This window comes from Providencia sp. PROV189 (assembly GCF_028480065.1).
Classification (GTDB): Bacteria; Pseudomonadota; Gammaproteobacteria; order Enterobacterales; family Enterobacteriaceae; genus Providencia; species Providencia stuartii.
Map to the genome: position 1 here is coordinate 19,473 of NZ_JAMPOG010000034.1, position 26,772 is coordinate 46,244.

Here is a 26,772-nt window from a genome sequence, read left to right on the forward strand (position 1 = left end):
TTTTTCTTTCTATATCAAAAATGAATAGACTTTAGCAAAATGGATATTTTTTTTCCCGAACTTTCTCTGAATAATAGGACAATATAAGAAAAAATTTACGTGCGAGAAAAACATGACCTCATTTGCCACCACTACTAGCCAATATTTAACGCCCGAATACTTATCGACGTTACCTGAACAGTTTGGCACCCCTGTTTGGGTGTACGACAGCTCAGTGATTATTGAACGAATAAATCAGCTCAAACCCTTTGATACCGTGCGTTTTGCTCAAAAAGCTTGCTCAAATATTCATATTTTGCGCTTAATGCGTGAGCAGGGAGTCAAGGTTGATTCTGTTTCGCTAGGTGAAATAGAGCGTGCGCTTGTGGCTGGTTTCCGGGCTGGTCGTGAAAACTCAGAAATTGTTTTTACTGCTGATGTACTGGATAGAGCCACTTTGGCACGGGTGACTGAGTTAGATATTCCGGTGAATGCTGGATCTATTGATATGTTAAGCCAGATTGGTGAGCAAAAATCGGGTCATCCTGTTTGGTTGCGTATTAACCCTGGTTTTGGTCATGGTCATTCACAAAAAACCAATACAGGTGGTGAAAACAGTAAACACGGTATTTGGTATCAAGACCTACCAAAAGCACTGGAACAAATTCGCCGTTATAATCTGTCATTGGTTGGGCTACATATGCATATTGGCTCTGGGGTCGATTATCAACACTTAGCAAATGTCTGTGATGCAATGGTTGAACAAGTGATCTCGTCAAATGCGGATATTCAGGCGATTTCAGCCGGTGGTGGGTTATCGACACCTTATCGAGAACAAGATGAAGTTATCGATATTCAGCACTATTACAGTCTTTGGAACACTGCTCGCCAACGAATTGAGCGTCATTTAGGTCATTCTATTGAACTGGAAATTGAACCGGGTCGCTATTTGGTTGCTGAATCGGGGGTATTGCTCGCGGAAGTGAGAGCGGTTAAAACGATGGGAAGCCGCCACTATGTGTTGGTCGATAGTGGATTTAATGATCTGATGCGTCCTGCAATGTATGGGAGTTATCACCATATCTCTGTATTACCTGCTGAGGGGCGCTCATTAGAAAATGTACCTTTAAAAGAGACTATTGTCGCGGGGCCTTTGTGTGAATCGGGGGATGTGTTTACCCAGCAAGAAGGAGGAATGGTCGAGACCCGTTTACTGCCTGATGTGCAAGTAGGGGATTATTTGGTCTTCCATGATACTGGTGCTTATGGGGCGTCGATGTCATCAAACTACAATAGCCGCCCTCTGTTACCTGAAGTGTTATTAATTGAGGGTACGCCAAAACTTATCCGCCGTCGCCAAACGATTGAGGAATTATTGGCATTAGAGCTTTAATCTTTTTTGACGATACTGCTTTTTAAAGCAGTATCGTTACCAACTAATATTAAAATTCATTTATTAAAATACTATTCCTGACCTATTTTCTTTCGGTTTTTAACTCATCCTATCTCAGAAATTAAGCGATAAAAAATAAGTTTATATGTTGAAAAAATAAACATATATTCATTGTAATAACTAAGGTTAATTTATTATTGCTTGAACCTATAACTAAAATTATTTGTTTATATTGAAATAAGGCCACCTATAAATAAAAAACGGCCAGTCTATTGAATAATGATAAATATTACTTTTGTATCGTGAGTTTAACTATTTTTATCGAGAGCAGTAGGTTTCCCTATTTTAGAGTAAACCAATAGATTGTTTTTTATCCAAAGTAGACGTATGTCCAATTAACCTGTAGGGATATTGGTATCTATCTTTTGAGTTTCTATTATTAGGGCGCTTTCAGGTAGGCGGATTAAAGTTATTACTTTTACATTCAGACTGCGGTTTATGGGTTGAAAAAATAAGTTGTTATTTTAAAATATTATAAATTCTGGATAGTGTAGATGAGTTCACTTAGTGAATTCTAGATTGCCATAAAATTAGCCGTCATTATTGTAAAGAATTGAATATTACCCTTGATCCATTCGTTCAGATGCACTTTAATGCTCACCATTCATTTACTGAATGGACGAATGGTAACCTTCAGTGTTTTAGAGAGTTTTTTGCTGATTTAATGATTAGATAAGTGAATGGCTGTCTAAAGTTGCTGATATTAATTATCATAGATAATGAATTCAACAATGAAGAAAAAAGCGTTTTGTTAAATACCCTTAAACTAGACGATATCTTTGAGGACGAGCATTAATCTGTGGCGCAGCAAATACGTTAGTGTAATTTTAGCGGGAGAGTCTCTGACAAACTGACTCATTTCGTATTTAGCTTATTCATCACCTTCATGACATTGTTAAGTCATGGAAAGGATGTGATACTAAAATAGGTTAATGGCGCTGAATTTACTCCGGTAGCGTCTGAATATAGGCTAAAAAAACCATAGTTTATGTCTGGTAAATATATCGCCAAATTAAAGGTAAATTTGACAACATAAATATTGCAGTAAGGGATAATATCTCTTAAGCACTTAGTGGATATCTTTTGAACTGAAATAGTAAGAGATAAACACATAAATGTTATGCTGCTTTGATGACCATTTTTATTATGGGCAAAGTGGCTTCTTATATGAATGACTGATGAGAAGGTGTAATGGCATCTTCACTAGAGGTCATTTCTAGCTTTTATAAAAAGCAATATCATAAAATAGGGAACTGAATATGAAAAAAGCATTACTAATTTCAGCACTATTAGCCAGCAGCGTAGCGATGGCTGATAATTCTTCAATCGTTCGTACCGCAGTACCTGACTTCCCAATCTCGAGCGTAGTTGAAGTACCTGCGAATATGAAAACCTATTATTTCAGCGGTGTTGTTCCATCAAAACAAGCTGATGGTTCATTCGGTAAAAACACAGAAGAACAAACCGTCAATGTGCTTAACTCAATTAAGTCTGCATTGGAAAAACAAGGCCTAGGATTAGGTGACGTTGTTAAAATGCAAGTTTTCCTTGTTGCAACACCAGAAACAGGAAAAATGGACTTTGACGGCTTTATGAAAGGTTATACTCAATTCTTCGGTACTAAAGCTCAGCCTCTGACACCAGCTAGATCAGCAATGGAAGTGAAGGCTCTGGTTCACCCTGAATGGTTGGTTGAAATTGAAGTTACTGCGGTTAAAAAATAAGCCGTTTTAGCAATCAATTTCCAGCCTTAATATAGGCTGACCGCCTTTTGATGATAAAACTCTCGGTAATATTTATCGGGAGTTTTGTATTTTAGCGCTAAATAAAAACGCCGCTGTAATTATCTGTTAACCAAACTTCTTAGTATTTCGACCTAAAGGCAATAGTCACATAGCATCTGCCGTTTGAAGGGGAGTGGTGTCGAACAGTGAAATGCCCATACAAACGGCCTTATAGCAGGAATGGGTAGCGAGCGTGATTGCTCCACTAACAAAATGATTATTGTATAAAAAGACACACCATCCTCTACCTTATGACTTTTTAATAAATATTCAGTTTCCTTTTATGAGCCAGTTTCCATGCAAAAAATAAAGCCCCAATATGCTTGGGGCTTTATGGCGCTGACAATGTAGGCAGCTAATTAAGCGGCTTGCTTTTTCTTAGCTTGCTTTTCATTTTCCTCGCGAGGGTTTTTTTCACTGTGTACGCCTAGAGCATCAAACTCAAATTCATCAACATTGATGGTGCGTAGACGGCTTGCCTCTGCTTTACGTAAAATATCAGCTTCTTCTTGTGTGATAATATTTTCAGGCAACATCTGCTCTGCCAATTTATCTAAGCGAGTGAAGCTAAACTTGCGCTCTTTCAGACGGCAGATGCGCTCAAAAATTGGCTCTGCAGCAATGATGTCATACAGCGCCTGATTCACTAAACCATGCGGGTTATGCTCTGTTGGTGTCAGATATTGCCCACGACCGATCCTGTCACGAGTTTCAGATGGCTCCATTAACAGTTGTGCTAGCTTGTGGTCTAGGCGATCAGAAGGGGCAGACATAGCACGACCAGTCGGGAACAAGGTAATGCGCATCAAACCTGCAACCATTCTATTTGGGAAGTTTTTCAATAAATCATCCATCGCCTTCTCAGATTGATACAGACAATCTTCTACAGCCCATTTTACCAGTGGTAAATCCGCTTTTTGACGACCTTCATCTTCATAACGCTTAAGTGTTGCGGTTGCTAAATATAAGTGGCTGAGTATATCGCCTAAGCGTGCAGAGATACGCTCACGACGTTTTAAGCTACCACCTAAAACAGCCATGGAGATATCGGCAAGTAAGGCAAGGTTAGCACTTTGGCGATTTAACATTTGATAGTAACGACGTGTTTCATCTTTTGTTGGCGCGCTACTTCCTCGACCATTGGTTAATCCCAACCAGAAACTACGGACTTGGTTGCTAATAACATGTCCAATATGACCAAATACCGCTTTATCAAATTTGTGCAGATTATTGTCTTGTGCTGCCGCCATCTCTTCCAGCACATAAGGATGGCAACGAATAGCCCCTTGGCCAAAGATGATCATGCTACGGGTTAAGATGTTGGCACCTTCAACGGTAATGGCGATTGGCGCACCTTGGTAAGCTCGACCAACAAAGTTAGATGGGCCAAGACAAATGCCTTTACCACCCGTAATATCCATGGCATCGATGACTGAATGTTGCCCACGGTGAGTACAGTGGTATTTAACGATAGCAGATAGCACGGCAGGTTTTTCACCTAACATGATACCAGAGGTAATCAATGTAGCAGCAGCATCCATCAAATAGGCATTACCTGCGATACGAGCGAGCGGCTCTTCAATCCCTTCCATCTTACCAATAGGCAATTTAAATTGGCGACGGATATAAGCGTAGGCTCCTGTCGCCATTGCAATGCTCTTTAAGCTACCTGTCGAGTTAGATGGCAGAGTAATTCCACGACCTACAGATAAACACTCCACAAGCATACGCCAGCCTTGGCCTGCCATTTTAGGGCCACCGATAATGTAGTCGATAGGAACAAAGATGTCTTTTCCGCGCGTTGGTCCATTCATAAATGGAATATTCAGTGGGAAGTGACGATGGCCTATTTCGACGCCTGGGGTATTAGTGGGGATTAACGCACAGGTGATCCCTAACTGTGTTTCACCACCCAATAAACGATCGGGATCCGATAATTTGAAAGCCAACCCAAGAACTGTCGCGATGGGGGCAAGAGTGATATAGCGTTTGTTCCAATTTAAACGCATACCTAACACTTGCTCTCCTTGCCATTCACCCATACAGACAACGCCAGTATCAGGGATAGCACCGGCGTCAGAGCCAGCTTCTGGGCTAGTAAGCGCAAAACAAGGGATCTCTTCACCTGTCGCTAAGCCAGGGAGGTAACGTTTTTTCTGTTCATCAGTACCATAATGTTGCAGCAACTCACCTGGCCCCAATGAGTTAGGAACACCAACGGTGATAGCTAAGATACCGGAGACACCCGCCAATTTTTGTAAAACTTGGGATTGCGCATAGGCAGAGAACTCAAGGCCGCCATACTCTTTTTTGATGATCATGGCGAAGAAGCGGTGCTCACGTAAATATTGCCAAACTTCTGGGGGGAGATCGGACAATTCATGGCTTACTGCAAAATCATTCACCATGCCACAAACCGTTTCTACAGGGCCATCAATGAAGGCTTGTTCTTCAGCCGTCAGCTGTGGTTTTGGGTAATTATGTAATTTATTCCAATCCGGTGCGCCACGGAAAAGATCACCTTCCCACCATGTTGTTCCTGCATCAATGGCTTCTTTCTCTGTACGAGACATGGGAGGCATAACTTTTTGGAACATTTTCAGTGCACGCACTGAAACCAGTGATTGACGCACGGGAGTGAAAACAAAAGGGAATAATACAAGAGCTACTGGCAGTAACATCCAGTAACTCCATACATCAAGTACCCCCATAACGGCGGTATAGGCAAGTAACAGAACGGTACTCAATGTTAACGAAGTCTTGTGGTAACAGAGAATACCGATTAATGCGAGAAATAGAATTATGCTGAGTAGGGTCATAGGGAAACTCCTGTCTACTTGTAAGAGGTCTGACCTGTTGTTTCTCTTAATCTATATCCAGTAATAAACAATTAGCAAGACATTTACATCTTAATTACAACTTGGCTCACAAAATCACCAAATAATGTTTGGTGATTGTTTCATAAAAAAATTTGTGAGATAGATGAAGTAGGCGCAAAGGGAGAAAAAGAGGCAAAACGCATTGATTAGCCCTAAATGCATAAATCAAGCGTAATCAGATGTAGAAAGAAAATGTACCCTGTGTAACAATCTGAGTAGTAAAGATTAATTACCTATCTTGATGCCGTTTATCATGGCACAAAACTCGTTAAATTTAAGGGGAAATCTCATGTATCAAGACCTGATCCGTGGTGAATTATCAGAAGCGGCCGATACGTTGGCAAAATTCCTTAGTGATGATGCAAATATTCAGGCTATTGAGCAAGCGGCGGTGTTACTGGCAGATTCCTTTAAAGCCGGAGGAAAAGTGCTTTCGTGTGGTAATGGTGGCTCCCACTGTGATGCCATGCACTTTGCTGAAGAACTGACAGGGCGTTACCGTGAAAACCGCCCAGGCTATCCTGCTATTGCCATTTCTGATGTTAGCCACTTATCTTGTGTCAGTAATGACTTTGGCTATGAATATGTGTTTTCTCGCTTTATTGAGGCTGTAGGTAAAGAAGGGGATGTTCTTCTGGGCATTTCGACTTCTGGCAACTCAGGCAACATTATCAAAGCTATTAGTGCTGCGCGTGAAAAGGGCATGAAAGTGATTACGCTGACTGGGAAAGACGGCGGCAAAATGGCGGGTAGCGCAGATATTGAAATTCGTGTACCTCATTTTGGTTATGCGGATCGTATTCAGGAAATCCATATTAAAGTGATTCATATCCTGATCCAGCTGATTGAAAAAGAAATGGTAAAGTAGTTTCTTAAACTATAGAGGGTCTTGTAATGTGCGAATTACTTGGCATGAGTGCAAATGTGCCAACAGATATTAACTTCAGCCTAAGTGGACTGATATCCCGTGGGGGGCAAACTGGCCCACATAAAGATGGTTGGGGGATCACGTTTTATGAAGGGCTGGGGTGTCGCACTTTTAAAGATCCTCAACCTAGCTTTTTATCCCCAGTAGCACGCTTTGTGCAGGAGTATCCAATCAAATCGGAAACGGTGATAGCACATATTCGCCAAGCGAATCGAGGTGATGTCACACTAGCAAACACGCATCCTTTTACGCGTGAATTGTGGGGACGTAATTGGACCTATGCACATAACGGGCAATTAAAAGGGTATCGCTCACTAAATACAGGGCATTATCGACCGATAGGTGAAACAGACAGCGAAAAAGCATTTTGCTGGATTTTGAGCCAACTTGCAGCGAAATATCCGAAAACCCCCTCGAATTGGCCCGCTGTTTTCCGTTTTATTGCGGTGCTGGCTGAGCAGTTACGTCGTAAAGGCGTATTTAATATGCTGCTATCAGATGGGCGTTACGTAATGGCATTTTGTTCAACCAATCTTTATTGGATCACTCGTAAAGCTCCATTCGGTAAGGCGAAATTACTCGATCAGGATATTGAGATCGATTTTCAAAGTTGCACAACACCAACCGATATTGTTTCAGTGATTGCCACGCAGCCGCTAACAGGTAATGAAAATTGGCACAAAATTGAACCGGGTAGTTTCGTGCTATTTCACCTCGGCCAACGTATATTGTGATCGAAGTCTCAATAAAGTATCCGACCTTTCTGGCAAGCTATTCACAGCATACTTTCCTGATGTTACAGAGATTTGTGCGGGCTTGCCTACATCCTGAAAGTAATCATAAGCCGGTTTTAGTTGCTGCCAGAAAGCGTAATGGCTGGAGTTTCTGTGGATCAACATATTTTCTTTTGTCATTCGAAACGGGTAAATACTGACATCAATCGTGCTTTGTCCACTTTTAAAAGCACTTTCAACAGTTTGGTAGATTTCACTCATGTATTTATCTGTCATCGCATAGCAACCAACAGAAACACAGTCGCCATGTATCATCAAGTAGTTACCTTCATAGCCCTGTGCTCGGTCATATTCATTAGGAAAACCTAAATTAATAGATCGGTAATACCGACTGTTTGGATTCAGTTGGGAGGCGGTTATTTGATAAAAGCCTTCAGGGCTTTTTAGATCACCTTCGCGCTTTTTAGGGCCTAGCCCGCCCGAAAACTTACAAATTGGATAAATTTTAGATAAGTTATATTTTCCGTTCGGCGCTTTTTGATATAGCTCCAAGACGCCTTCTTGCTTAAATATCTGAATAAAGATCGCGGAATTTTGCTGGTTAGTTGTTTTACTATTAAGCAAAAATGAATGGTTATTCGCTTCAGCAACCGTAATTTGCAGAAAAAACAGGTTGAAAATAAAGCTAATAAGGATATTTTTATTCATACTTAAACCAAATTTAAATGAGTATTTTTGCCTAAAAAAAAGACATTATGGCGCTATTTTAAATGAGCTAAAAGTAATTTGATATAGCCTATTAATAGTTTCGTACGGAATAGATATTGTGTGAAAATCGCACAGCGTTCGATAAATATGATGTAAATGCTCGTTTTTTACGAATAATTATAAAGAAAGTTGAAAATTTATTGTAATTTGCTTGAGCTAAGTCACTTGAATATCCGGACAGAAGTCGGGGGAACTGATAAAATTACGAGCGGCAGAAAGAGAATAGCTTCACGATATCGAGAGAATTATTTGCTTGAGTTATGTGAGTAACTTGAGCTGTTTTTATTTACTGAGTCGCTATGGTCTATGTCAGGATCATTAGCTTAGGGTTAACTTAGAAACTTGTGCAGATCTTATGATTAAAATTAAAAAAGGACTCAACCTTCCTATTGCAGGTGAGCCAGCCCAAGTAATAGAAGACGGCCCGAAAATTCAACACGTAGCATTGCTAGGTGAAGAATATGTCGGAATGCGTCCTTCTATGCTGGTTAAAGAAGGTGAGCACGTTAAAAAAGGGCAGGTTCTTTTTGAAGATAAAAAGAACCCTGGTGTCTTATTCACTAGCCCAGCCTGCGGTAAAATTATTGCTATTCATCGTGGTGAGCGTCGTGTACTCCAATCCGTTGTTATCGAAATTGATGGTGACGAGCAAGAGGCCTTTGCTGCTTATAAGCGTGAAGAGCTTGCAGGATTGACTCGTGAACAAGTCGAAGAAAACTTGGTTAAATCAGGTTTATGGACAGCATTGCGAACGCGTCCATTTAGCCGCTCACCGGCACTGGGTTCCTCACCCGCCGCGATTTTTGTAACGGCGATGGATACCAACCCACTTGCTGCTGACCCACTTGTGATTATTCGTTCACAACAACAAGCTTTTAATGATGGTTTAACCATTATTAGCCATTTAACCGAAGGTAAAGTGCATGTTTGCCATGGCGCGGGGGATTTAGCGAAATCTGATAATCACCCACAAGTGCGCTATAGCGAATTTGCAGGCCCTCATCCCGCAGGCTTAGTCGGTACTCATATTCATTTTCTTGAGCCTGTGAGCCTCAATAAAAAAGTATGGCACCTTAATTATCAAGATGTCATTGCGATTGGTAAGTTATTCACAACAGGCTATCTATATACTGATCGCGTGATTGCCCTTGCGGGGCCTCAAGTTGAGAAACCACGTTTAGTTAAAACTCGTCTTGGTGCGGATCTCTATGAGTTAACAAAAGGTCAGCTCAAAGAGGGAGATAACCGCATTATTTCTGGCTCTGTACTGTGGGGTGTACCTTGTGATGATACACATCACTATTTAGGGCGTTTCCATAATCAGGTTTCAGTATTACGTGAAGGGCGTGAAAGAGAGCTTTTCGGCTGGATTTGGCCGGGCTTTAATAAATTCACCATTACACGTACAACGGTTGGCCATTTCTTGAAAGGCAAACGCTTCAACTTCACCACAACCATGAATGGTGGTGAGCGCTCAATGGTGCCAATTGGTAATTATGAGCGTGTAATGCCTCTCGATATTATGATAACTCACCTGCTACGAGACCTCCTTTCTGGAGATACGGATTCATCTCAGGAGTTAGGGTGTCTAGAGTTGGATGAAGAAGATCTGGGACTGTGTACTTATGTATGCCCGGCTAAATATGAATATGGCCCTGTACTTCGTGATGTACTGACCAAGATTGAGCTAGAAGGGTAATTCCATGGGTTTGAAAAATTTATTTGAAAAGCATGAGCATCATTTTGAGCCTGGTGGAAAGTTAGAAAAACTCTATCCATTGTTTGAAGCTGTTACGACAGTCTTCTATACGCCAGGAACGGTGACTAAAGGTCGTTCTCACGTTCGTGACACAATAGACCTGAAACGCATGATGATCTTGGTTTGGTTATCTGTATTTCCTGCGATGTTCTGGGGGATGTATAACGTTGGTAACCAAGCCATTCCTGCACTTTACCACTTATACAGTGGGGCTGAGCTACAGCAAGTTTTAGCGAGTGATTGGCACTATCGCTTAGCTCAATTCTTGGGGGCATCATTAACACCTGATGCGGGCTGGGGTAGTAAAATGCTGCTTGGTGCAGTCTATTTTCTACCTATCTATGCGGTTGTTTTTGCAGTCGGTGGTTTTTGGGAAATTCTGTTTTCTCTGATCCGCGGTCATGAAATCAACGAAGGTTTCTTTATATCGTCCATCCTATTTGCCCTGATTGTGCCACCAACTATCCCATTATGGCAGGCGGCGCTCGGTATTACATTTGGTGTGGTCATCGCTAAAGAAATTTTTGGTGGAACAGGGCGCAACTTCTTAAACCCTGCACTTGCAGGCCGTGCTTTCTTGTTCTTCGCTTACCCTGCACAAATTTCGGGTGATCTTGTTTGGACAGCGGCGGATGGCTTCTCTGGTGCAACCCCACTTTCTCAATGGGCTGCGGGCGGTGAGCGCGCGTTAATGAATACGGTATCTGGTGAGCCAATCTCTTGGATGCAAGCATTCCTAGGGAATATGCCTGGCTCTATCGGTGAAGTTTCCACATTGATGATTTTCATTGGTGGTGCCTTCATTATCTTCTTCCGTATTGCATCATGGCGCATCGTTGCTGGCGTTATGCTTGGGATGATTGCCATGTCTTACCTGTTTAACTTTATCGGGTCAGAGACGAATCCATTGTTTGCAATGCCATGGTACTGGCACATGGTTTTAGGTGGTTTTGCATTCGGGATGATCTTTATGGCGACGGACCCAGTTTCGGCCTCGTTTACAGATAAAGGCAAATGGGCCTACGGTATTTTGATCGGTGTAATGTGTGTGCTTATTCGTGTTGCAAACCCGGCATATCCGGAAGGCATGATGCTAGCAATCCTGTTCGCCAACTTGTTTGCTCCTCTGTTTGACTATCTGGTCGTTCAAGCAAATATTAAACGGAGAAAAGCCCGTGGCTAATGAAAAAACAACCAATAAAGATAGCGTCGGAAGAACGTTCATAGTCGTTTTTATTCTATGTCTAGTCTGTTCTATCGTCGTAGCCGGTTCTGCTGTAGGATTAAAATCTAAGCAGCAAGAACAAATTTTATTAGATACGCAACGTAATATTTTGAGTGTTGCAGGTCTATTGCAACCTAAAATGACAGCGGAAGAAGTTCAAAAAGTTTACAGTGACCGTATTGAACCTAAGCTGTTGAACTTCCAAACTAATGAGCTTTCTGATAGCAAGAGTCGCTTTGACCTCAATAGTGAATTACGTAGCGATGAAACCAGCATTGCACTTTCACCTGAAGAAGATATCGCCAAAATTCGCCGTCGTGCAAATACAGCTGAAATCTATCTTGTGAAAGATGAACAAGGCAAAATTTCACAAATTATTCTGCCTGTTTATGGGTCAGGACTATGGTCGGTGATGTATGCCTTCGTTGCGGTAGATGTGGATGGCGTGACTTCTCGTGGTATCACATATTATTCGCATGGTGAAACGCCAGGTCTTGGTGGTGAAGTCGATAATCCACAATGGAAGGCGCAATGGCCGGGTAAAAAACTGTTCAATGAGCAGGGGGTACCGGCAATAAAAATTGTCCGTAGTGGCTCTACAGATAGTCCTTATGGTATCGATGGCCTTTCAGGTGCAACGCTAACATCAAACGGCATTCAGCATATGTTTGATTTTTGGTTAGGTGATAACGGTTTTGGTCCGTTCCTGAAAAAAGTTCGTGAAGGAGCGCTGAATAATGGCTGATTCTAAAGAAGTAAAACGCGTCCTACTTGGGCCTTTGTTTGATAACAACCCAATTGCGTTACAGATCCTCGGGGTGTGTTCTGCACTGGCAGTAACGACTAAGCTGGAAACGGCTGTCGTCATGACCATCGCAGTAACTTTGGTTACCGCGTTCTCTAACTTTTTTATCTCATTAATTCGCAACTACATTCCAAGCAGTGTGCGGATCATTGTTCAGATGGCAATTATTGCTTCTTTGGTTATCGTTGTTGACCAAATTTTGCGTGCCTATGCTTATGAGATATCTAAGCAGCTGTCGGTGTTCGTCGGCCTTATCATTACAAACTGTATTGTTATGGGTCGTGCAGAAGCCTATGCCATGAAAGCGCCACCGGTAGAAAGCTTTATGGACGGTATTGGTAATGGCCTTGGTTATGGTGTCATTCTGATCCTCGTTGGTTTCCTACGCGAGCTGTTCGGCTCTGGCAAATTGTTTGGTATTACCGTTATGGAATCATTGCAAAATGGTGGTTGGTATATGCCTAATGGTTTGTTCCTGTTAGCGCCTAGTGCATTCTTTATCATTGGTATGCTGATTTGGGGGTTACGTACCTTGAAACCAGCTCAGGTAGAGAAGGATTAAGTCAATGGAACATTATATTAGTCTGTTCGTAAAAGCTGTGTTCATTGAAAACATGGCATTGGCATTCTTCCTCGGTATGTGTACATTTTTGGCGGTATCGAAGAATGTTAAGACAGCTTTCGGTTTAGGTATTGCTGTTACCGTGGTGTTAGGTATTTCTGTACCTGCCAACAACCTTGTGTACAACCTAGTACTGCGTGATGGTGCATTAGTTGAGGGGGTCGATTTATCTTTCCTTAACTTTATTACCTTTATCGGGGTTATTGCAGCACTGGTGCAAATTCTGGAAATGATTTTAGATCGTTATTTCCCGTCACTTTATAACGCATTGGGTATCTTCCTGCCGTTGATTACCGTTAACTGTGCAATCTTTGGTGGCGTCTCTTTCATGGCTCAGCGCGATTACAACTTTAGCGAATCTATCGTTTATGGATTCGGCTCAGGTATCGGCTGGATGTTAGCAATTGTGCTGTTAGCATCGATTCGTGAAAAGATGAAATATTCAGATGTTCCGGCGGGTCTGAAAGGCTTAGGTATTACCTTTGTCACCACCGGTTTGATGGCACTGGGCTTTATGTCCTTCTCCGGTGTGCAGCTATAAAGGCGAGAAGAATTCATGGATATTATTATTCTAGGCGTAGTGATGTTTACCCTGATTGTCTTGGTGCTAACAGGTCTGATCCTGTTTGCTAAATCCAAGTTAGTCAATACAGGGAACATCAAAGTTGAAGTTAACGGCGACCCTGATAAGAGCTTTGAAGCTCCCGCAGGTGACAAGCTGTTAGGTATGTTATCTAACCAAGGGATTTTCGTTTCATCTGCTTGTGGTGGTGGTGGCTCCTGTGGTCAATGCCGCGTGAAAATCAAAGAAGGTGGTGGGGATATCCTGCCAACAGAGCTTTCTCACATTAATAAACGTGAAGCGAAAGATGGTTGCCGTTTAGCTTGTCAGGTGAACGTTAAACAAGACTTAAAAATTGAGTTACCAGAAGAAATTTTTGGGGTGAAAAAATGGGAATGCGAAGTTATTTCTAATGATAACAAAGCAACTTTCATTAAAGAACTGAAACTGAAAATTCCTGAAGGTGAAGTCGTACCATTCCGTGCAGGTGGTTACATTCAGATAGAATGTCCACCACACGTAGTGAAATATGAAGATTTTGATGTTCCAGAAGAGTACCGTGAGGATTGGGATAAATTTAATTTGTTCCGCTATGTTTCTGAGGTAAAAGAACCCACAGTTCGTGCTTATTCAATGGCTAACTACCCAGAAGAACACGGGATCATCATGTTGAACGTGCGTATTGCTACACCGCCACCACGTAATCCAGATGTTCCACCGGGCATCATGTCATCTTATATTTGGTCGCTAAAACCGGGTGATAAAGTGACAATTTCTGGGCCATTTGGTGAATTCTTCGCTAAAGAAACCGATGCAGAGATGATCTTTATTGGTGGTGGTGCGGGGATGGCACCAATGCGTTCACATATTTTTGATCAGTTAAGACGTCTAAATTCGAAACGTAAGATCAGCTTCTGGTATGGTGCTCGTTCTAAGCGCGAAATGTTCTATACAGAAGACTTTGATCAATTAGCGGCTGAAAACGAAAACTTTACTTGGAATGTTGCACTTTCTGACGCATTGCCGGAAGATAATTGGGATGGTTATACCGGGTTTATTCATAATGTATTGTATGAAAACTACCTGAAAGATCACCCAGCACCAGAAGATTGTGAATTCTACATGTGTGGGCCACCAGTGATGAACGCTGCGGTTATCAAGATGCTTAAAGATCTTGGTGTAGAAGATGAAAACATCTTGTTGGATGATTTCGGTGGTTAAGTAACCCTAGAGTTGTTTGTATATACTTTAAATAATTCGAGGTACAGCGAGACGGCAGGCCAATGAGTGACTAGGAATTTAAACAGCTTTGTGACTCGTGTGAATGAATGCCATCAATAATGTTGAAACTTGAAGTATGGCGAGTATAGCGCCCACTTGTGTGGGCGCTTATTATTGAAGCAGAGAAAATTATGCTGAACAGAAAAGTGATTACCCCAGTGCTGCTATTTGCAGCGACACTATTGTTGGCTGCCTGCGGTGGGCCTGAACAGGCAAACCTTCAGGGTCAGACAATGGGAACCTACTATTCCATTAAATATGTTGCTGAATCTTCATCGCCAAGCAGTGAATCTATCCAAGCTGAGATAGATAAGCGCTTAGAAGAAGTGAATGATCAGATGTCAACTTATCGTCCAGACTCGGAATTAAGTCGCTTCAACCAATTTAAAGAGGTTAATGTTCCTTTTCCTGTTTCAGCAGCAACAGCGAAAGTTGTTAAAGAAGCCATACGCATTAATGAATTAACTAATGGTGCATTAGATGTCACGGTAGGGCCGTTAGTCAATTTATGGGGCTTTGGGCCAGAAGGGCGAGTAACCAAAGCACCAACAGATAGTGAATTGGAGAAACGTCGTGCATGGGTTGGTATAGAAAAGCTGTCTGTGCAGGGCAATAACTTAATTAAAACTATCCCTGAATTGTACGTCGACCTTTCTTCGATAGCAAAAGGCTATGGCGTTGATGTTGTAGCTGAATACTTGGAGTCAATTAATATCAATAATTATATGGTTGATATTGGTGGTGAAGTACGTACAAAAGGGAAAAATGGTAAAGGTGCACCTTGGCGGATTGCGATTGAAAAACCACAAACCGATGGCGTAAACCAAACGGCTCAGGAAGTGATTGAACCTGGTGATATGTCTATTGCTACCTCTGGTGATTATCGCAACTATTTTGAACAAGACGGTGTGCGCTTCTCTCATACCATCGACCCGAAAACAGGGATGCCAATTAAACATAACCTCGTTTCGATTACGGTACTGGCACCAACTTGCATGAGTGCTGATGGGCTATCGACTGGGCTTAATGTATTAGGGCCTGTTGAAGGTTTTGCCTTAGCTGAAAAGCTCGATATTCCTGTGTTTATGATCATTAAGACAGAAAAAGGCTTTGAAGAGCGTTATACTAAGGCATTCGAGCCATTTTTACAGAAAAAGCAGTAATTAGGAGGATGTAAGAATGCTAAATGTTTTTATTGCAGCTTTCGTCCTATTCCTACTGGCATTTCTCGGTATGTCACTAGGGTATATTATTAAGCGCAAAAGTATTCAAGGTAGCTGTGGTGGGTTAAGCAGTATTGGTGTTGAAAAAGTCTGTGATTGCCCTGAACCTTGCGCTGCCCGTAAAAAACGTATGGCACGGGAAGAGGCTCGCCAAAAGGCACTTGAAAAACACCGCATTATTTAAATAGTCGATATTAGTATGATGACAGCCTTAACTGCGAACATTCACAGTTAAGGCTTATTTTTTATTTGGCGGTCTAATTAAGACAGATAGCTTTAACGTAAAACCGATTAGATAAAGCCAGCTAAAATTTACTTAATGATTTCGCTTTTAAAAGTTTTAGGGGAATCAACCATCACGGCATCCGCACCAATTTCTTTAGCTAATTGATAATCTGCCGCACTATTGACACCAAATAGAACAATGTAGGCCTGACCATTTTTTCTAAAGCAATCAATGGCTTCTTTATCCCATGACAACGTTGCAGGTGAGCGAGCCTCTCCTAACGTATATTTCTCTACAACCTCGACTTTACGGTGTAATTCAAAGCCATACCAACGCGATTTAGATTGTGCATCACTGCTGACTGAACAATGATGATTCATCGCGCTATTCGCTAAGATAGTGCGTGTTTCATCACGGCTTTCAAAGGTATTAATTTTATCGGAGCGCTTGGTTAGAGCTTTTACAAATGCATCATTGGTTGAATAAAACCGAGTATTTTTAAAAGCATTATTTTTTTCGAGCAGGGAGTACACCGCTTCTGCTTGAGTATCTGGATCGGCGTCAGGTGATTTTAAATCAATATAAAACGCAGTATCTGGATATTTTTTAAGAATGGATCCAAGTGTTGGGATCGTGGTTTGCTGTAAAGGTAATTGAAAATGAGCCTTTTTATTAAATTGATGGGCGGCATTGAACGTTGTGAGTTGTTGAGCGGAGTAATCGGAAATAACCCCTTTTTTATCGGTTAATGCCTCTAACTGGCTTGGCCGATATAGAACAAGTTGATTATCTTTAGAGAGTTGGACGGTTAGCCAAATAATATCGGCGCTATTTTTTTTAGCCAGTTCAATTGCATAAAGCGTATTTTCTGGCGCATCTGCCGTTCCTGCTCTATGGGCAACAATTTGTGGTGATTGAGCGGCTGCACTGTAGCTGGCAAGAAACAATAAACTGATAGCCACCCCTTTTTTAATAGATGGCATTGCTGTTTTTGTCATATTTATTACCTATAATAATAGTTATCTCAATGAGTTAAATACGTTTCAGTGAGCTCTTTTTGTAATACTTTTCTTGCTACTTGTAAGTAGTACTTGATTGAATTAGGACTAACTTTTAACTGAGTTGCAATTTGTTGGTAAGTCATCCCTTCAAATTGCGCGAGTAAATAAGCTTGTTCCATATTTTCAGGTAGTTTGGCAAGTTGCTCAGACAGTAATTGCAATTGCTCTTCGACTACTAACTGAGTTTCTAAATTCCACTCTGGCTCAGGCTCCACCAGCAAACGTTGATATTCCGCTTCGATGCGTTGCCGACGATAAAAATTGGCGATGTTGCGTTGTGCCAGTGTGTACATAAAGGCTCTCGGAAATTGCAAAGTTTGGCAGCGATATGTTTCAATCGTATGAACAAAGACATCCTGTAAAATTTCGTTTGCGATATCGCTATCAGGTGTGCGCGCAAGAATATAGCGAAATAGGCTAGGGGCGTGCTGTTGCAAAAGTTGGCTTTCTTCTGCCAAGTCGCTATTTTCTATAGAGGGAGTGTGTGTTGTCATAAATAAAAATAATTATTATTATCATTTTTATTTTATTGTCAATTATGGACTCTCAGAGATGAGAGTCCATCGATTGCTTAGAAGTACTTGGTGATACTTAAGCGAACATCACGACCAACGCCTGAGACAGACTCCCCTAAGTAGGGATAGTAGTCACGGTCAAAGAGGTTAGTCGCGGTCACTCTAATATTGGTATCTGGAATAAATTCAGGCTGCCATTGCGCAAATGCACCATAGAGTGCATAGCCTTTCGACTTTGGGTATCCCCATGAATCGGCTTTAGGATCTCTATCTGCGGGAGAGCGGACTTGATGACCAACAAAGTCACCGGTGAGACCAAAGTTGGCATTCCATTGAGGGAGTTTATACCCCAACATAACATGTAAAGTATCTGGTGGGATCTCACCAATCCATGTTTTTTGCCCAAACCAAGGGTCTCGAGGGGAAGCGTCACGTTCACCCTTGATGGCGGAGTAGGCCATTTTACCGAATACATTCGGGCTATCATAAAATAGCTCAATTTCTAAGCCCTCAATGGTGTAACCGGGTAAGTTACGGTAATTGGATAAGGGGCGACCACAATCGCCAGTACCATTTTTCTTGGCTTCACAGTATTCACCACGGCGGCGGAATATCTCATCCTTTCCTCTGTTACGAAAAAGCGTGGTTCGTATTTGCAGCTGATCATTGGCCTGTATGACTTGATCAAAGTCGAGTATTGCGCCTAAACGTACCCCATCCATGCGCTCCTTACCCAAGTTTCGACTACTTCCGGTTAAACTACTATTGGCAAATTGCACCTCATATTGTTCATCAATAACAGGTGCACGCCATGTGCGGCTAACATCCCCGAATAAAGTGAGATTCGGTGTCGTTTTCCAAAGAATGCCTAAGTGAGGTGAAATACCACTATAAGTGACAGAACGGTAGTCATGACCAATTAGCGGGTCTTGCTCCATATAGGTTGCGGCTAAGTTTCCTTTACCTTTGTTCTGCACATAGTCATAACGTAAGCCCGGTGTGACAGTGAGTGTGTGCCAACTAATCGCATCTTGGAGATATACACTAGTGGTTTCTTGAACACCTGCTGGCATAAATTGTGGCTGATAATAACCATAGTTATATTTAGGGTTTTTCGCTTTTCCCGCATCAAACATCAAAATACCGCGATCATTTTTATGCCAACGAGCACCTATAGTAAGTTGATGTTCTAAACGACCAGTATCAAATAGATTTTCATTAAGGATATCAAATAGCTGATCGGTATAGTCAACCCAACTTTTATTCCCTAAGCTGGAGGTTAAGTATTTTGAAGCATTTTCTGGTCGGGTATCATGCTGTTGACTCTTAGACCAAGCATAAGTTGTCGTTAGGTTTATCCAATCACTATTTTCAGGGATATAATTCCATTTCACACTATAGTTTTGATCTTGTTGATCCCGTTGGACCAATTTGCGTTTTATCGCACCGTCAAAACCATATTGCTCAATCTCTTTTTGCGTTGGTGTTGCTAACTCATCTCGTTTGGCTGCCCAAGGAACTAAGTTATCCGATTCGGAGCGCATTGCCGATAGACTGAGCGTGTGTTCATCATTGAGATAAAGGTTGGTTTTCAGTAAATAAGAGAGTTGGTCAGCTTGCGAAAAGCCAAATCGAGTGCCATCGGGGCGGCGTAAATCATCCCCTTTTCGTTTACTGATATACAGCAAACCATCTGCAACGCCATTTAATGTTTTACCATATAGTGCTGAACTGTAAATATTTTGGCGATCATTAGTGTGATAGCTATATTTGAACATAGCGCCAAAATGTTGATCGGCAAGTAGTAAGTCTGCGGGATCTTTGGTGGTAATTTTAACGGTTCCGCCGAAACCACCATTACCATCCATAATATTATGTGGTCCTTTATCAACGTCAATGCGTTTAATCAGCTCAGGCTCGATAAACACAGAGCCTTGGCGATATTTTTCAAACCCTTTAGGGGCATCATCAAGGGTCACTTTGACATCTTCCACATCGCCCATGCCCCAAATATTTAGGGTTTGTCCACCGGGGCGAGGTGAACCTGATGAGGAGACCCCCGGTAGCTGATCAACTAATTCTGCAAGGTTATTAGCTTGAGTACGCTCAATATCCTTCAGTTTTAATACAGAGCTACCGGCACCGACACTGGAATTTAAATTACCAACAACAGAGAGCGCGGGGAATTGAACGACATCATCTTGTTGTTTTGTCTGTTTAACCTCTTCCGATGCACTTTGCCCAAATGCAGAGGAGGTAACAACAAGTAATCCAGCCAGAGAAAGGTGATTAAATGTTGATAAAAAGAGATGTGTAGAGTTATTGATTTTAAACCATGAAATATAATTTTTATTCATTATTTTCCTACTAATTAACCATTCTATAAACATCTTTAATGAGTCGTTTTGAGGTGGTTTTTCGGGTAATAAAAATAATAATTATTTTCATCTATGTTGCTTGCTTGAGGAATAATTGCACATCCTATAAATATACTGTATATTTGAACAGTGTTGTTTGTCGATCAGATTGCTATGCGTAAAATAATTCATATCGATATGGACTGCTTCTACGCAGCGATAGAAATGCGTGATGACCCAAGTTTGCGCAATATTCCAATTGCCGTCGGTGGGAGTGCTGACCGCCGTGGTGTCATCAGTACCGCGAATTATGAAGCGAGGCGTTATGGCGTACATAGCGCCATGTCAACGGCGGTTGCATTAAGGTTGTGCCCTCATCTGAAAGTTGTACCGGGTAGGATGGCCCTTTATAAAGAAACCTCTTTACACATTCATAAAATCTTTTCCCAGTATACGGATTTAATAGAGCCTCTTTCTTGGGATGAAGCTTATTTGGATGTCAGTGAGTGTGAGCATTACCATGGCTCAGCGACATTGATTGCCCAAGCCATTCGCCAGCAAATTTTTGATGAACTGCAACTCACTGCTTCGGCAGGGATAGCCCCAATAAAGTTTTTAGCCAAGATAGCGTCTGATCTAAATAAACCGAATGGCCAATACGTGATCACGCCTCAAGCGTTGCCCGACTTTGTTTGGTCATTGCCATTAAAGAAAATTCCTGGGGTAGGGAAGGTAACCGCACAAAAATTACTCGATATGGGGCTAGAAACTTGTGGTGATGTACAAAGTTATGATGTGGTTAACTTAATCAAAGTGATGGGGAAATTTGGTCAAGTCCTGTGGGAGCGTTGCCATGGAATTGATGAACGCTCAGTCAATCCCGATAGGCTACGTAAATCTGTTGGTGTCGAACGCACACTGGCAGAAGATATTCAACATTGGGAAGATTGCTTACCATTACTTAATCAATTATATGAAGAGTTGGAAGTCAGGCTTATGAAAGTGAAACCGGACCGCCGTATTGCTCGGCAAGGGATAAAAATGAAATTTAATGACTTTCAGCAAACAACTCAAGAGCATGCTTATCCCATTTTAGACAAGCAAGACTTAATATCATTAGCTAAGCAAGTGTGGGAGCATCGCCGTAAAGATCGAGGTGTTAGGCTAGTGGGCCTGCATGTAACGTTATTAAGCCCACAGATAGAAAGGCAATTATTACTAGATTTCTAAAAAACACCCGCCATTAATGACGCTGATCCCATAAAGCTAGACCGTTCATTAAGACGGGTATTTGAAGAAACAATTAATTTTTAACAGGGATCGCTTTTAAGACCGCTGTTAATAATTTCCAGTATTCACCAACACTGGCGATATGTACTCGCTCATCAGGTGAGTGCGCACCACGAATGGTTGGCCCAATAGAGACCATATCCATATCAGGGTAAGGCTTCTTGAATAGACCACATTCCAGACCTGCATGGATCACCATTACATTAGGAATTTTACCAAACAGTTTTTGGTAAGTTTCGCTAACTAAATGCATAACGGGTGAGTCTGCATCGGGTTGCCAACCTGGGTAGCTGCCTTCTGCACGGTATTGTGCTTGTGCGAGCTTGCTCACCGATGTCAGCATATTCACGACATAGTTTTTACCGCTGTCGATTAATGAACGAACGAGGAAAATCACTTCGGCTTTCTCTTCCGTCATCGTGACAACGCCTTCGTTAAGTGAGGTTTCTACCACACCTTTTGCGACATCGCTCATGCGGATCACGCCATTTGGCGCCGCATTTAAGAAGAACACAAAGCGTTTTTGGCACTCTTCAGTCAGCGCTTTCAAGTTGCTTTGAGTTTCTTCTAATAAAAGAACTAAGTTTGGCTCAACAACGGCCAGTTCATTTTTTAAGATGTCTTCATAGCGTGCTCTTAGGGCTGTTAGTTCAGCGACTTTATCCGCTGGAACAGCGATAATCACATGCCCTTCACGAGGGATAGCATTACGAACGGTTCCCCCAGTGAATTCTAACAGTTTTAAACCAAGCTCTTCTTGGTGGCCCGCAAGGAAGCGTGCCAACAGCTTGTTAGCATTACCTAAACCTAAATGAACATCACCACCAGAGTGACCGCCTTTTAAGCCTTTTAATGTCATGGTGAAGGTTTTGTAGCCTTGCGGTACGGCTTCACGAGTGAGGTCAAATGTTGTTGTAAAATCAACACCACCCGCGCAACCCATATAGATTTCGCCTTCTTCTTCTGAGTCAGTATTGATCAGAATATCCGCTTGTAGCCAACCTGCTTGTAAGCCAAAAGCACCGTCCATGCCTGTTTCTTCGGTCATGGTTAACAGTACTTCAAGTGGCCCATGTTCAACGCTATCATCTGCTAGCACCGCAAGGGTAGATGCCATTCCGATACCGTTATCTGCACCTAAAGTTGTGCCTTCTGCCGTGACCCACTCTCCATCAACGTAAGGGCGGATAGGATCTTTGGTAAAATCATGTACCGTGTCATTATTTTTCTGCGGAACCATATCTAAGTGTGCTTGCAGCACAACAGGTTTACGATTTTCATAGCCAGGTGTTGCCGCTTTGCGGATCAAGATATTACCAACTTGGTCACGTTCTACATGAAACCCTTTTTGTTTTGACCATTCGATAATGTGTGTTGCTAGCGCTTCTTCATGATGAGAAGGATGGGGAATTGAACAAATTTTGGCAAAAATATCCCATAATGGCTGTGGTGACAATTTGGCTAGTTCAGACACGTTAGATCTCCTTAAGCGACTTTGGTCTTATTTATTTTTAGCTACTTATTCTGCTTAAAAGGTGTGGCACAGATATTCAGGCCACACGATTGATTTTCTCAGCATACACCTAATTGTTATAAATAGTCAGTGTAAATCATATTAATTCATCACAATTGTCCGTTTTTGCTGGTTTTTGCTGTGTCAAATCACTATAATCTCGCGCAACCTTTTTTCCGCAAGACACATTTCAGTATTACTCAGCAGTCGGGACCCGAATTTTATGAGCGAAAAATATGTCGTAACGTGGGATATGTTGCAAATACATGCCCGTAAACTCGCACAACGTTTATTACCAGTCGAACAATGGACCGGCATTATCGCGGTTAGCCGTGGTGGCCTTGTACCAGGTGCACTTCTTGCACGTGAATTGGGTATCCGCCATGTTGATACCGTATGCATCTCCAGCTATGACCATGACAACCAGCGTGAATTGAAAGTCATTAAACGTGCCGAAGGTGATGGGGAAGGTTTCATTGTCATTGACGACCTCGTTGACACTGGTGGTACTGCAAAAGCCATTCGTGATATGTACCCGAAAGCACATTTTGTGACAATTTTTGCAAAACCAGCAGGCCGCCCATTGGTGGATGATTATGTCGTTGATATTCCACAAAACACGTGGATTGAACAGCCATGGGATATGGGCGTGGTGTTTGTAAAGCCTTTGTGTGAGCAAGATAAATAAACCATAACGGTTTTGAGTTAGATCTAAATGACAGGTAAAAATAGCGCTAATATGGGGTGTGCCCTTTATTATGATGCTTAAAACATTATTACCTAATAAAATTAAACACGAAACGTTATGATAAGGGGGATGCAATGGCATTCCCTTTTTATTTTAGCTCAACCGACAGGTTATCAGGATGACTCAACAAAATCTCTCCGAAAAACTGTTCAAGCCAAAAGTTAAGCAAACTGAAACATCAACATTAGTTTCTTACTCCGCTTATAGCGCCCCTATTGTCAATAGCCATTCGGCATTAAGTGGTGCCCAGCACGCGGGCTGGTATCGTATGATCAATCGCTTGTTGTGGATTTGGCGTGGTATTGACGCTTTAGAAATTGAAGAGGTTTTGAGCCGTATTGCGGTAACAGAAGCCGAACGTAGCGATGAACATTTACTTGATACCATCATTGGTAATCGTCGCGGTAACTGGTGCTTTGAGTGGTCTCATCAAGCCATGCAATGGCAACAAAAAGCCTTGCAGTTTGAAGGAGGAGAAAAAGCCAGTCGGGCATGGTTGCGTGCTGCCAATTTGTACAGTATTGCCGCTTACCCTTTTATAAAAGGCGATGAATTAGCGGATCAAGCGATTCTCTTGGCATGCAAAGCCTATGATAGCGCCGCACAATTTTCGCTTTATAAACTGAAAAAAATCGCGTTTAAGGTCGATGGTAATAAAGAGGTATGTGGCTTTTTACATATCCCTTCAACGGGTCAGGGGCCTTATCCGACAGTCATGGTATGTGGAACGCTGGATAGTTTACAAATCGACTATTGCCGTTTTTTCCGTGACTACCTTGAGCCACTTGGTATTGCCATGTTGACATTAGATATGCCGTCAATTGGCTATTCAATTAAATATAAGCTATCCCAAGAAACCAGTGAACTCCATGAACAAGTGGTTCGCCAGCTAAACACAATCCCATGGATAGACCATACACGCTTTGGCCTTGTTGGATTGCGCTTTGGCGCCAATGTCGCTTTAAGGCTTGCCTATATGTGCCCTGATAAAATCAAAGCTGTCGCTGTCTTAGGGCCAGTTGTACACAGTTTATTGCATGAAGAAAAATATCAGCGCGATATTCCACGTATGGAGCTGGATGTTTTCGCCAGTCGTTTAGGAATTTATCATGTTGATGGTGCGGCATTACGGCATGAATTAAGTTGCTATTCATTAAAAAATCAAGGGCTTTTAGGGCGTCGTTGTCGTGTGCCTATGATGTCGGTTTATTGGAAAGGTGATATTTATAGTCCTAAAGCAGAATCCGATTTGATCAGGCGTTCATCAATGGATAGCCATATATTAACCCTGCCAGAGACACCTGTTTTTGAAAACTTCCAAAAGTCACTGAGTGAAACAACAGATTGGTTAAAAAGTAAAATTGTTTAATTTTATTTAATAACTTGATTATTTTTTAACTTTTGTTAAAAAGGGATCTTCTCAAAAAGGAGATCCTTACATGGCGTTACCTACTGATTACTCTAATGGGAAGTATTTAAAGAAGTTTTCTGCTTTAGGACCTTATCTACGAGAAAAGCAATGTTTAGATGGTTGCTATTTTTTCGATAGCCTGACTGTTTGCGTTAATGTCAATTCAGCACCAGAAAGACGCGAGTTTTGGGGCTGGTGGATGCTATTATCACCAAATGAAGATGGGTTTGAGTATTCATACCATTTGGGCTTGTACAATGTTCATGGTACTTGGCAAGATAAGCCACTGAAAGATAATGCAACCCTTGATATCATTGAGCAGAACCTCATATCCTTCCATCAATCCCTTTCCAAACAACTTTCTGAGCTTGAGCTATCTTTGTTTCCTTCCGCAAAAATGGCAGAATTTAAATTGGAATTAAGCGCATAAAATTGTTTTAAGCCAACTTTTGTTGAATTTAGCGTTATGCCTGTTGGCATAACGCGCTCCAACTGATAAAAATGATACCTAATTTGTATTGATTAATTTTAATGGCAGAAAAATGATGAAAAATAGCCAGACACTTGTTGTTAAATTAGGCACTAGTGTATTGACCGGAGGCTCACGGCAATTGAACCAAGCTCATATTGTTGAGTTAGTCAGGCAGTGTGCGCAACAATATCAAAAAGGGCATCGTATTATTATTGTCACGTCTGGCGCTATCGCTGCTGGTCGTGAACACCTTAATTACCCCGAACTTCCAGCGACAATCGCGTCGAAGCAGCTTCTTGCAGCGGTAGGGCAAAGCCGCCTTATTCAGTTATGGGAACGTCTATTCTCTATTTATGGTATTCATATTGGGCAGATGCTGTTGACACGGGCCGATCTGGAAGACAGAGAGCGCTTTTTGAATGCCCGAGATACATTGCAGGCTCTGCTTGATAATGGCATTGTGCCTGTGATTAATGAGAATGATGCTGTCGCAACCGCTGAAATTAAAGTGGGGGATAATGATAATTTATCAGCCCTTGCCGCTATCCTTGGTGATGCTGACAAATTGCTATTATTGACAGATATTGAAGGGTTATTTGATTCTGACCCTCGTAGTAACCCGAATGCAAAACTGATCCCAGAAGTGTATGGCATCAATGATGAATTGCGTGAAATGGCGGGGGGAAGTGTTACTGGTCTGGGGACGGGGGGGATGGCAACTAAGTTGCAAGCCGCCGATGTTGCAGGAAGAGCAGGAATAGATGTCATTATTGCGGCAGGTAATAAGCCAGATGTGATCAACGCGGTGATTGAAGATATTCCAGTAGGCACGCGGTTTTATGGGCAGAAAAACCCAATGGAAAACCGCAAGCGTTGGATCTTTGGTGCTCCAGCGGCTGGCGATATATATATCGATGATGGCGCTCAACTTGCTATTATGGAAAAAGGAAGCTCCTTACTGCCGAAAGGCATCAAAAAAATTGAAGGTGATTTTTCCCGTGGTGCCGTTGTACGGATACGGAATATGGCAGGTAAAGATCTTGCTCACGGGGTCACTCATTATAATAGTGACGCTTTAAGAATGATTGCGGGCCATCATTCACAGGAAATAGGCCGCATACTGGGCTATGAACATGGCTCTGTAGCTGTCCACCGCGACGATATGATAGTGGGTTAA

At 41.9% G+C, this 26,772-nt stretch carries 23 protein-coding genes; 17 read left to right on the forward strand and 6 right to left on the reverse strand.

All coding sequences use genetic code 11. From position 1 onward, the window contains the following. The first annotated feature begins 112 nt into the window (after positions 1-112). Positions 113-1,372 carry a diaminopimelate decarboxylase gene (lysA, locus tag PR833_RS16895; protein WP_272526365.1) on the forward strand — a complete coding sequence of 420 codons (1,260 nt, stop codon included), beginning with the start codon at positions 113-115 and terminating at the stop codon, positions 1,370-1,372. 1,319 nt (positions 1,373-2,691) lie between these two features. Beyond that, entirely contained in the window at positions 2,692-3,156 is a 465-nt protein-coding gene (locus PR833_RS16900) for a RidA family protein (RefSeq protein WP_004923225.1), read from the forward strand. A 419-nt stretch (positions 3,157-3,575) separates the two neighbouring features. On the opposite strand, the gene fadE is transcribed toward PR833_RS16900, so the two are convergent. Next, positions 3,576-6,035, reverse strand: coding sequence for an acyl-CoA dehydrogenase FadE (fadE, locus tag PR833_RS16905; protein WP_040132885.1), 2,460 nt, complete (start codon positions 6,033-6,035; stop codon positions 3,576-3,578). Positions 6,036-6,384: 349 nt separating this feature from the next. Between fadE and lpcA the strand changes: the two genes are divergently transcribed. Beyond that, a complete protein-coding gene (lpcA, locus tag PR833_RS16910; RefSeq protein WP_014656671.1) occupies positions 6,385-6,963 on the forward strand; it encodes a D-sedoheptulose 7-phosphate isomerase in 579 nt (192 codons plus the stop codon). 26 nt (positions 6,964-6,989) lie between these two features. Beyond that, on the forward strand, positions 6,990-7,757 hold the full coding sequence (locus tag PR833_RS16915) for a class II glutamine amidotransferase (protein ID WP_004923223.1): 768 nt from the start codon (positions 6,990-6,992) through the stop codon (positions 7,755-7,757). Here the strand turns inward: PR833_RS16915 and PR833_RS16920 are convergent. Then, entirely contained in the window at positions 7,728-8,465 is a 738-nt protein-coding gene (locus PR833_RS16920) for a L,D-transpeptidase family protein (protein ID WP_272526366.1), read from the reverse strand. The genes PR833_RS16915 and PR833_RS16920 overlap by 30 nt on opposite strands. Before the next feature lie 415 nt (positions 8,466-8,880). Here PR833_RS16920 and PR833_RS16925 point away from each other — a divergent pair, with 415 nt between their 5' ends. The 8 genes from PR833_RS16925 to nqrM all read left to right on the forward strand — a co-directional run bounded on the left by PR833_RS16925 (position 8,881) and on the right by nqrM (position 16,186). Next, on the forward strand, positions 8,881-10,224 hold the full coding sequence (locus tag PR833_RS16925) for a Na(+)-translocating NADH-quinone reductase subunit A (protein ID WP_171830935.1): 1,344 nt from the start codon (positions 8,881-8,883) through the stop codon (positions 10,222-10,224). 4 nt (positions 10,225-10,228) lie between these two features. Continuing rightward, positions 10,229-11,467, forward strand: a complete 1,239-nt coding sequence (locus PR833_RS16930; RefSeq protein ID WP_004923214.1) for an NADH:ubiquinone reductase (Na(+)-transporting) subunit B — start codon at positions 10,229-10,231, stop codon at positions 11,465-11,467. Beyond that, positions 11,460-12,254 (forward strand): Na(+)-translocating NADH-quinone reductase subunit C, encoded by a 795-nt coding sequence (locus tag PR833_RS16935; RefSeq protein ID WP_004923212.1) that lies wholly within the window; start codon positions 11,460-11,462, stop codon positions 12,252-12,254. The genes PR833_RS16930 and PR833_RS16935 overlap by 8 nt, the downstream gene beginning before the upstream one ends. Next, positions 12,247-12,876 carry an NADH:ubiquinone reductase (Na(+)-transporting) subunit D gene (locus tag PR833_RS16940; protein WP_004923209.1) on the forward strand — a complete coding sequence of 210 codons (630 nt, stop codon included), beginning with the start codon at positions 12,247-12,249 and terminating at the stop codon, positions 12,874-12,876. Before PR833_RS16935 ends, PR833_RS16940 begins: the two co-directional genes overlap by 8 nt. A gap of 4 nt (positions 12,877-12,880) precedes the next feature. Further along, positions 12,881-13,477 (forward strand): NADH:ubiquinone reductase (Na(+)-transporting) subunit E, encoded by a 597-nt coding sequence (gene nqrE, locus PR833_RS16945; RefSeq protein WP_004923207.1) that lies wholly within the window; start codon positions 12,881-12,883, stop codon positions 13,475-13,477. Positions 13,478-13,492: 15 nt separating this feature from the next. Beyond that, positions 13,493-14,719 (forward strand): NADH:ubiquinone reductase (Na(+)-transporting) subunit F, encoded by a 1,227-nt coding sequence (nqrF, locus tag PR833_RS16950; RefSeq protein ID WP_004923204.1) that lies wholly within the window; start codon positions 13,493-13,495, stop codon positions 14,717-14,719. A gap of 191 nt (positions 14,720-14,910) precedes the next feature. Continuing rightward, a complete protein-coding gene (locus PR833_RS16955; protein ID WP_036943998.1) occupies positions 14,911-15,942 on the forward strand; it encodes an FAD:protein FMN transferase in 1,032 nt (343 codons plus the stop codon). A 16-nt stretch (positions 15,943-15,958) separates the two neighbouring features. Then, on the forward strand, positions 15,959-16,186 hold the full coding sequence (nqrM, locus tag PR833_RS16960; protein WP_272526367.1) for a (Na+)-NQR maturation NqrM: 228 nt from the start codon (positions 15,959-15,961) through the stop codon (positions 16,184-16,186). A 128-nt stretch (positions 16,187-16,314) separates the two neighbouring features. On the opposite strand, the gene PR833_RS16965 is transcribed toward nqrM, so the two are convergent. The 3 genes from PR833_RS16965 to PR833_RS16975 all read right to left on the reverse strand — a co-directional run bounded on the left by PR833_RS16965 (position 16,315) and on the right by PR833_RS16975 (position 20,161). Next, positions 16,315-17,226, reverse strand: a complete 912-nt coding sequence (locus PR833_RS16965; protein ID WP_272526368.1) for a glycerophosphodiester phosphodiesterase family protein — start codon at positions 17,224-17,226, stop codon at positions 16,315-16,317. 26 nt (positions 17,227-17,252) lie between these two features. After that, positions 17,253-17,783, reverse strand: coding sequence for an RNA polymerase sigma factor (locus PR833_RS16970; protein WP_004923195.1), 531 nt, complete (start codon positions 17,781-17,783; stop codon positions 17,253-17,255). Between the two features lie 77 nt (positions 17,784-17,860). After that, the gene (locus tag PR833_RS16975) at positions 17,861-20,161 is read right to left on the reverse strand and encodes a TonB-dependent hemoglobin/transferrin/lactoferrin family receptor (RefSeq protein WP_272526369.1); all 2,301 of its coding nucleotides are present in this window, start codon (positions 20,159-20,161) and stop codon (positions 17,861-17,863) included. A 174-nt stretch (positions 20,162-20,335) separates the two neighbouring features. Between PR833_RS16975 and dinB the strand changes: the two genes are divergently transcribed. Further along, on the forward strand, positions 20,336-21,391 hold the full coding sequence (dinB, locus tag PR833_RS16980) for a DNA polymerase IV (RefSeq protein WP_014656663.1): 1,056 nt from the start codon (positions 20,336-20,338) through the stop codon (positions 21,389-21,391). A gap of 73 nt (positions 21,392-21,464) precedes the next feature. Here the strand turns inward: dinB and pepD are convergent, their stop codons facing one another. Beyond that, positions 21,465-22,925, reverse strand: a complete 1,461-nt coding sequence (pepD, locus tag PR833_RS16985; protein ID WP_004923192.1) for a beta-Ala-His dipeptidase — start codon at positions 22,923-22,925, stop codon at positions 21,465-21,467. Between the two features lie 262 nt (positions 22,926-23,187). Between pepD and gpt the strand changes: the two genes are divergently transcribed. From gpt to proB, 4 genes are all read left to right on the forward strand, one after another. Further along, on the forward strand, positions 23,188-23,652 hold the full coding sequence (gpt, locus tag PR833_RS16990; RefSeq protein WP_004923189.1) for a xanthine phosphoribosyltransferase: 465 nt from the start codon (positions 23,188-23,190) through the stop codon (positions 23,650-23,652). Positions 23,653-23,830: 178 nt separating this feature from the next. Further along, complete coding sequence (gene frsA / locus PR833_RS16995) at positions 23,831-25,081, forward strand: esterase FrsA (RefSeq protein ID WP_196715993.1); 1,251 nt, start codon at positions 23,831-23,833, stop codon at positions 25,079-25,081. Positions 25,082-25,151: 70 nt separating this feature from the next. Then, positions 25,152-25,553: a sigma factor-binding protein Crl gene (crl, locus tag PR833_RS17000; RefSeq protein WP_004923183.1), complete on the forward strand. Its 402-nt coding sequence runs from the start codon at positions 25,152-25,154 to the stop codon at positions 25,551-25,553. Positions 25,554-25,668: 115 nt separating this feature from the next. Beyond that, positions 25,669-26,772: a glutamate 5-kinase gene (gene proB / locus PR833_RS17005; protein ID WP_014656662.1), complete on the forward strand. Its 1,104-nt coding sequence runs from the start codon at positions 25,669-25,671 to the stop codon at positions 26,770-26,772.

Excerpts from the sequence above, each read along its gene's own strand:
- PR833_RS16975 (WP_272526369.1), bottom strand. The coding sequence starts at position 20,161 with ATGAATAAAAATTATATTTCATGGTTTAAAATCAATAACTCTACACAT.
- lysA (WP_272526365.1), top strand. The coding sequence starts at position 113 with ATGACCTCATTTGCCACCACTACTAGCCAATATTTAACGCCCGAATAC.
- PR833_RS16930 (WP_004923214.1), top strand. The coding sequence starts at position 10,229 with ATGGGTTTGAAAAATTTATTTGAAAAGCATGAGCATCATTTTGAGCCT.
- gpt (WP_004923189.1), top strand. The coding sequence starts at position 23,188 with ATGAGCGAAAAATATGTCGTAACGTGGGATATGTTGCAAATACATGCC.
- nqrE (WP_004923207.1), top strand. The coding sequence starts at position 12,881 with ATGGAACATTATATTAGTCTGTTCGTAAAAGCTGTGTTCATTGAAAAC.
- lpcA (WP_014656671.1), top strand. The coding sequence starts at position 6,385 with ATGTATCAAGACCTGATCCGTGGTGAATTATCAGAAGCGGCCGATACG.
- dinB (WP_014656663.1), top strand. The coding sequence starts at position 20,336 with ATGCGTAAAATAATTCATATCGATATGGACTGCTTCTACGCAGCGATA.
- nqrM (WP_272526367.1), top strand. The coding sequence starts at position 15,959 with ATGCTAAATGTTTTTATTGCAGCTTTCGTCCTATTCCTACTGGCATTT.
- PR833_RS16925 (WP_171830935.1), top strand. The coding sequence starts at position 8,881 with ATGATTAAAATTAAAAAAGGACTCAACCTTCCTATTGCAGGTGAGCCA.
- crl (WP_004923183.1), top strand. The coding sequence starts at position 25,152 with ATGGCGTTACCTACTGATTACTCTAATGGGAAGTATTTAAAGAAGTTT.
- PR833_RS16900 (WP_004923225.1), top strand. The coding sequence starts at position 2,692 with ATGAAAAAAGCATTACTAATTTCAGCACTATTAGCCAGCAGCGTAGCG.
- PR833_RS16965 (WP_272526368.1), bottom strand. The coding sequence starts at position 17,226 with ATGACAAAAACAGCAATGCCATCTATTAAAAAAGGGGTGGCTATCAGT.
- PR833_RS16940 (WP_004923209.1), top strand. The coding sequence starts at position 12,247 with ATGGCTGATTCTAAAGAAGTAAAACGCGTCCTACTTGGGCCTTTGTTT.
- frsA (WP_196715993.1), top strand. The coding sequence starts at position 23,831 with ATGACTCAACAAAATCTCTCCGAAAAACTGTTCAAGCCAAAAGTTAAG.
- PR833_RS16920 (WP_272526366.1), bottom strand. The coding sequence starts at position 8,465 with ATGAATAAAAATATCCTTATTAGCTTTATTTTCAACCTGTTTTTTCTG.
- PR833_RS16955 (WP_036943998.1), top strand. The coding sequence starts at position 14,911 with ATGCTGAACAGAAAAGTGATTACCCCAGTGCTGCTATTTGCAGCGACA.
- PR833_RS16915 (WP_004923223.1), top strand. The coding sequence starts at position 6,990 with ATGTGCGAATTACTTGGCATGAGTGCAAATGTGCCAACAGATATTAAC.
- fadE (WP_040132885.1), bottom strand. The coding sequence starts at position 6,035 with ATGACCCTACTCAGCATAATTCTATTTCTCGCATTAATCGGTATTCTC.
- proB (WP_014656662.1), top strand. The coding sequence starts at position 25,669 with ATGAAAAATAGCCAGACACTTGTTGTTAAATTAGGCACTAGTGTATTG.
- nqrF (WP_004923204.1), top strand. The coding sequence starts at position 13,493 with ATGGATATTATTATTCTAGGCGTAGTGATGTTTACCCTGATTGTCTTG.
- PR833_RS16970 (WP_004923195.1), bottom strand. The coding sequence starts at position 17,783 with ATGACAACACACACTCCCTCTATAGAAAATAGCGACTTGGCAGAAGAA.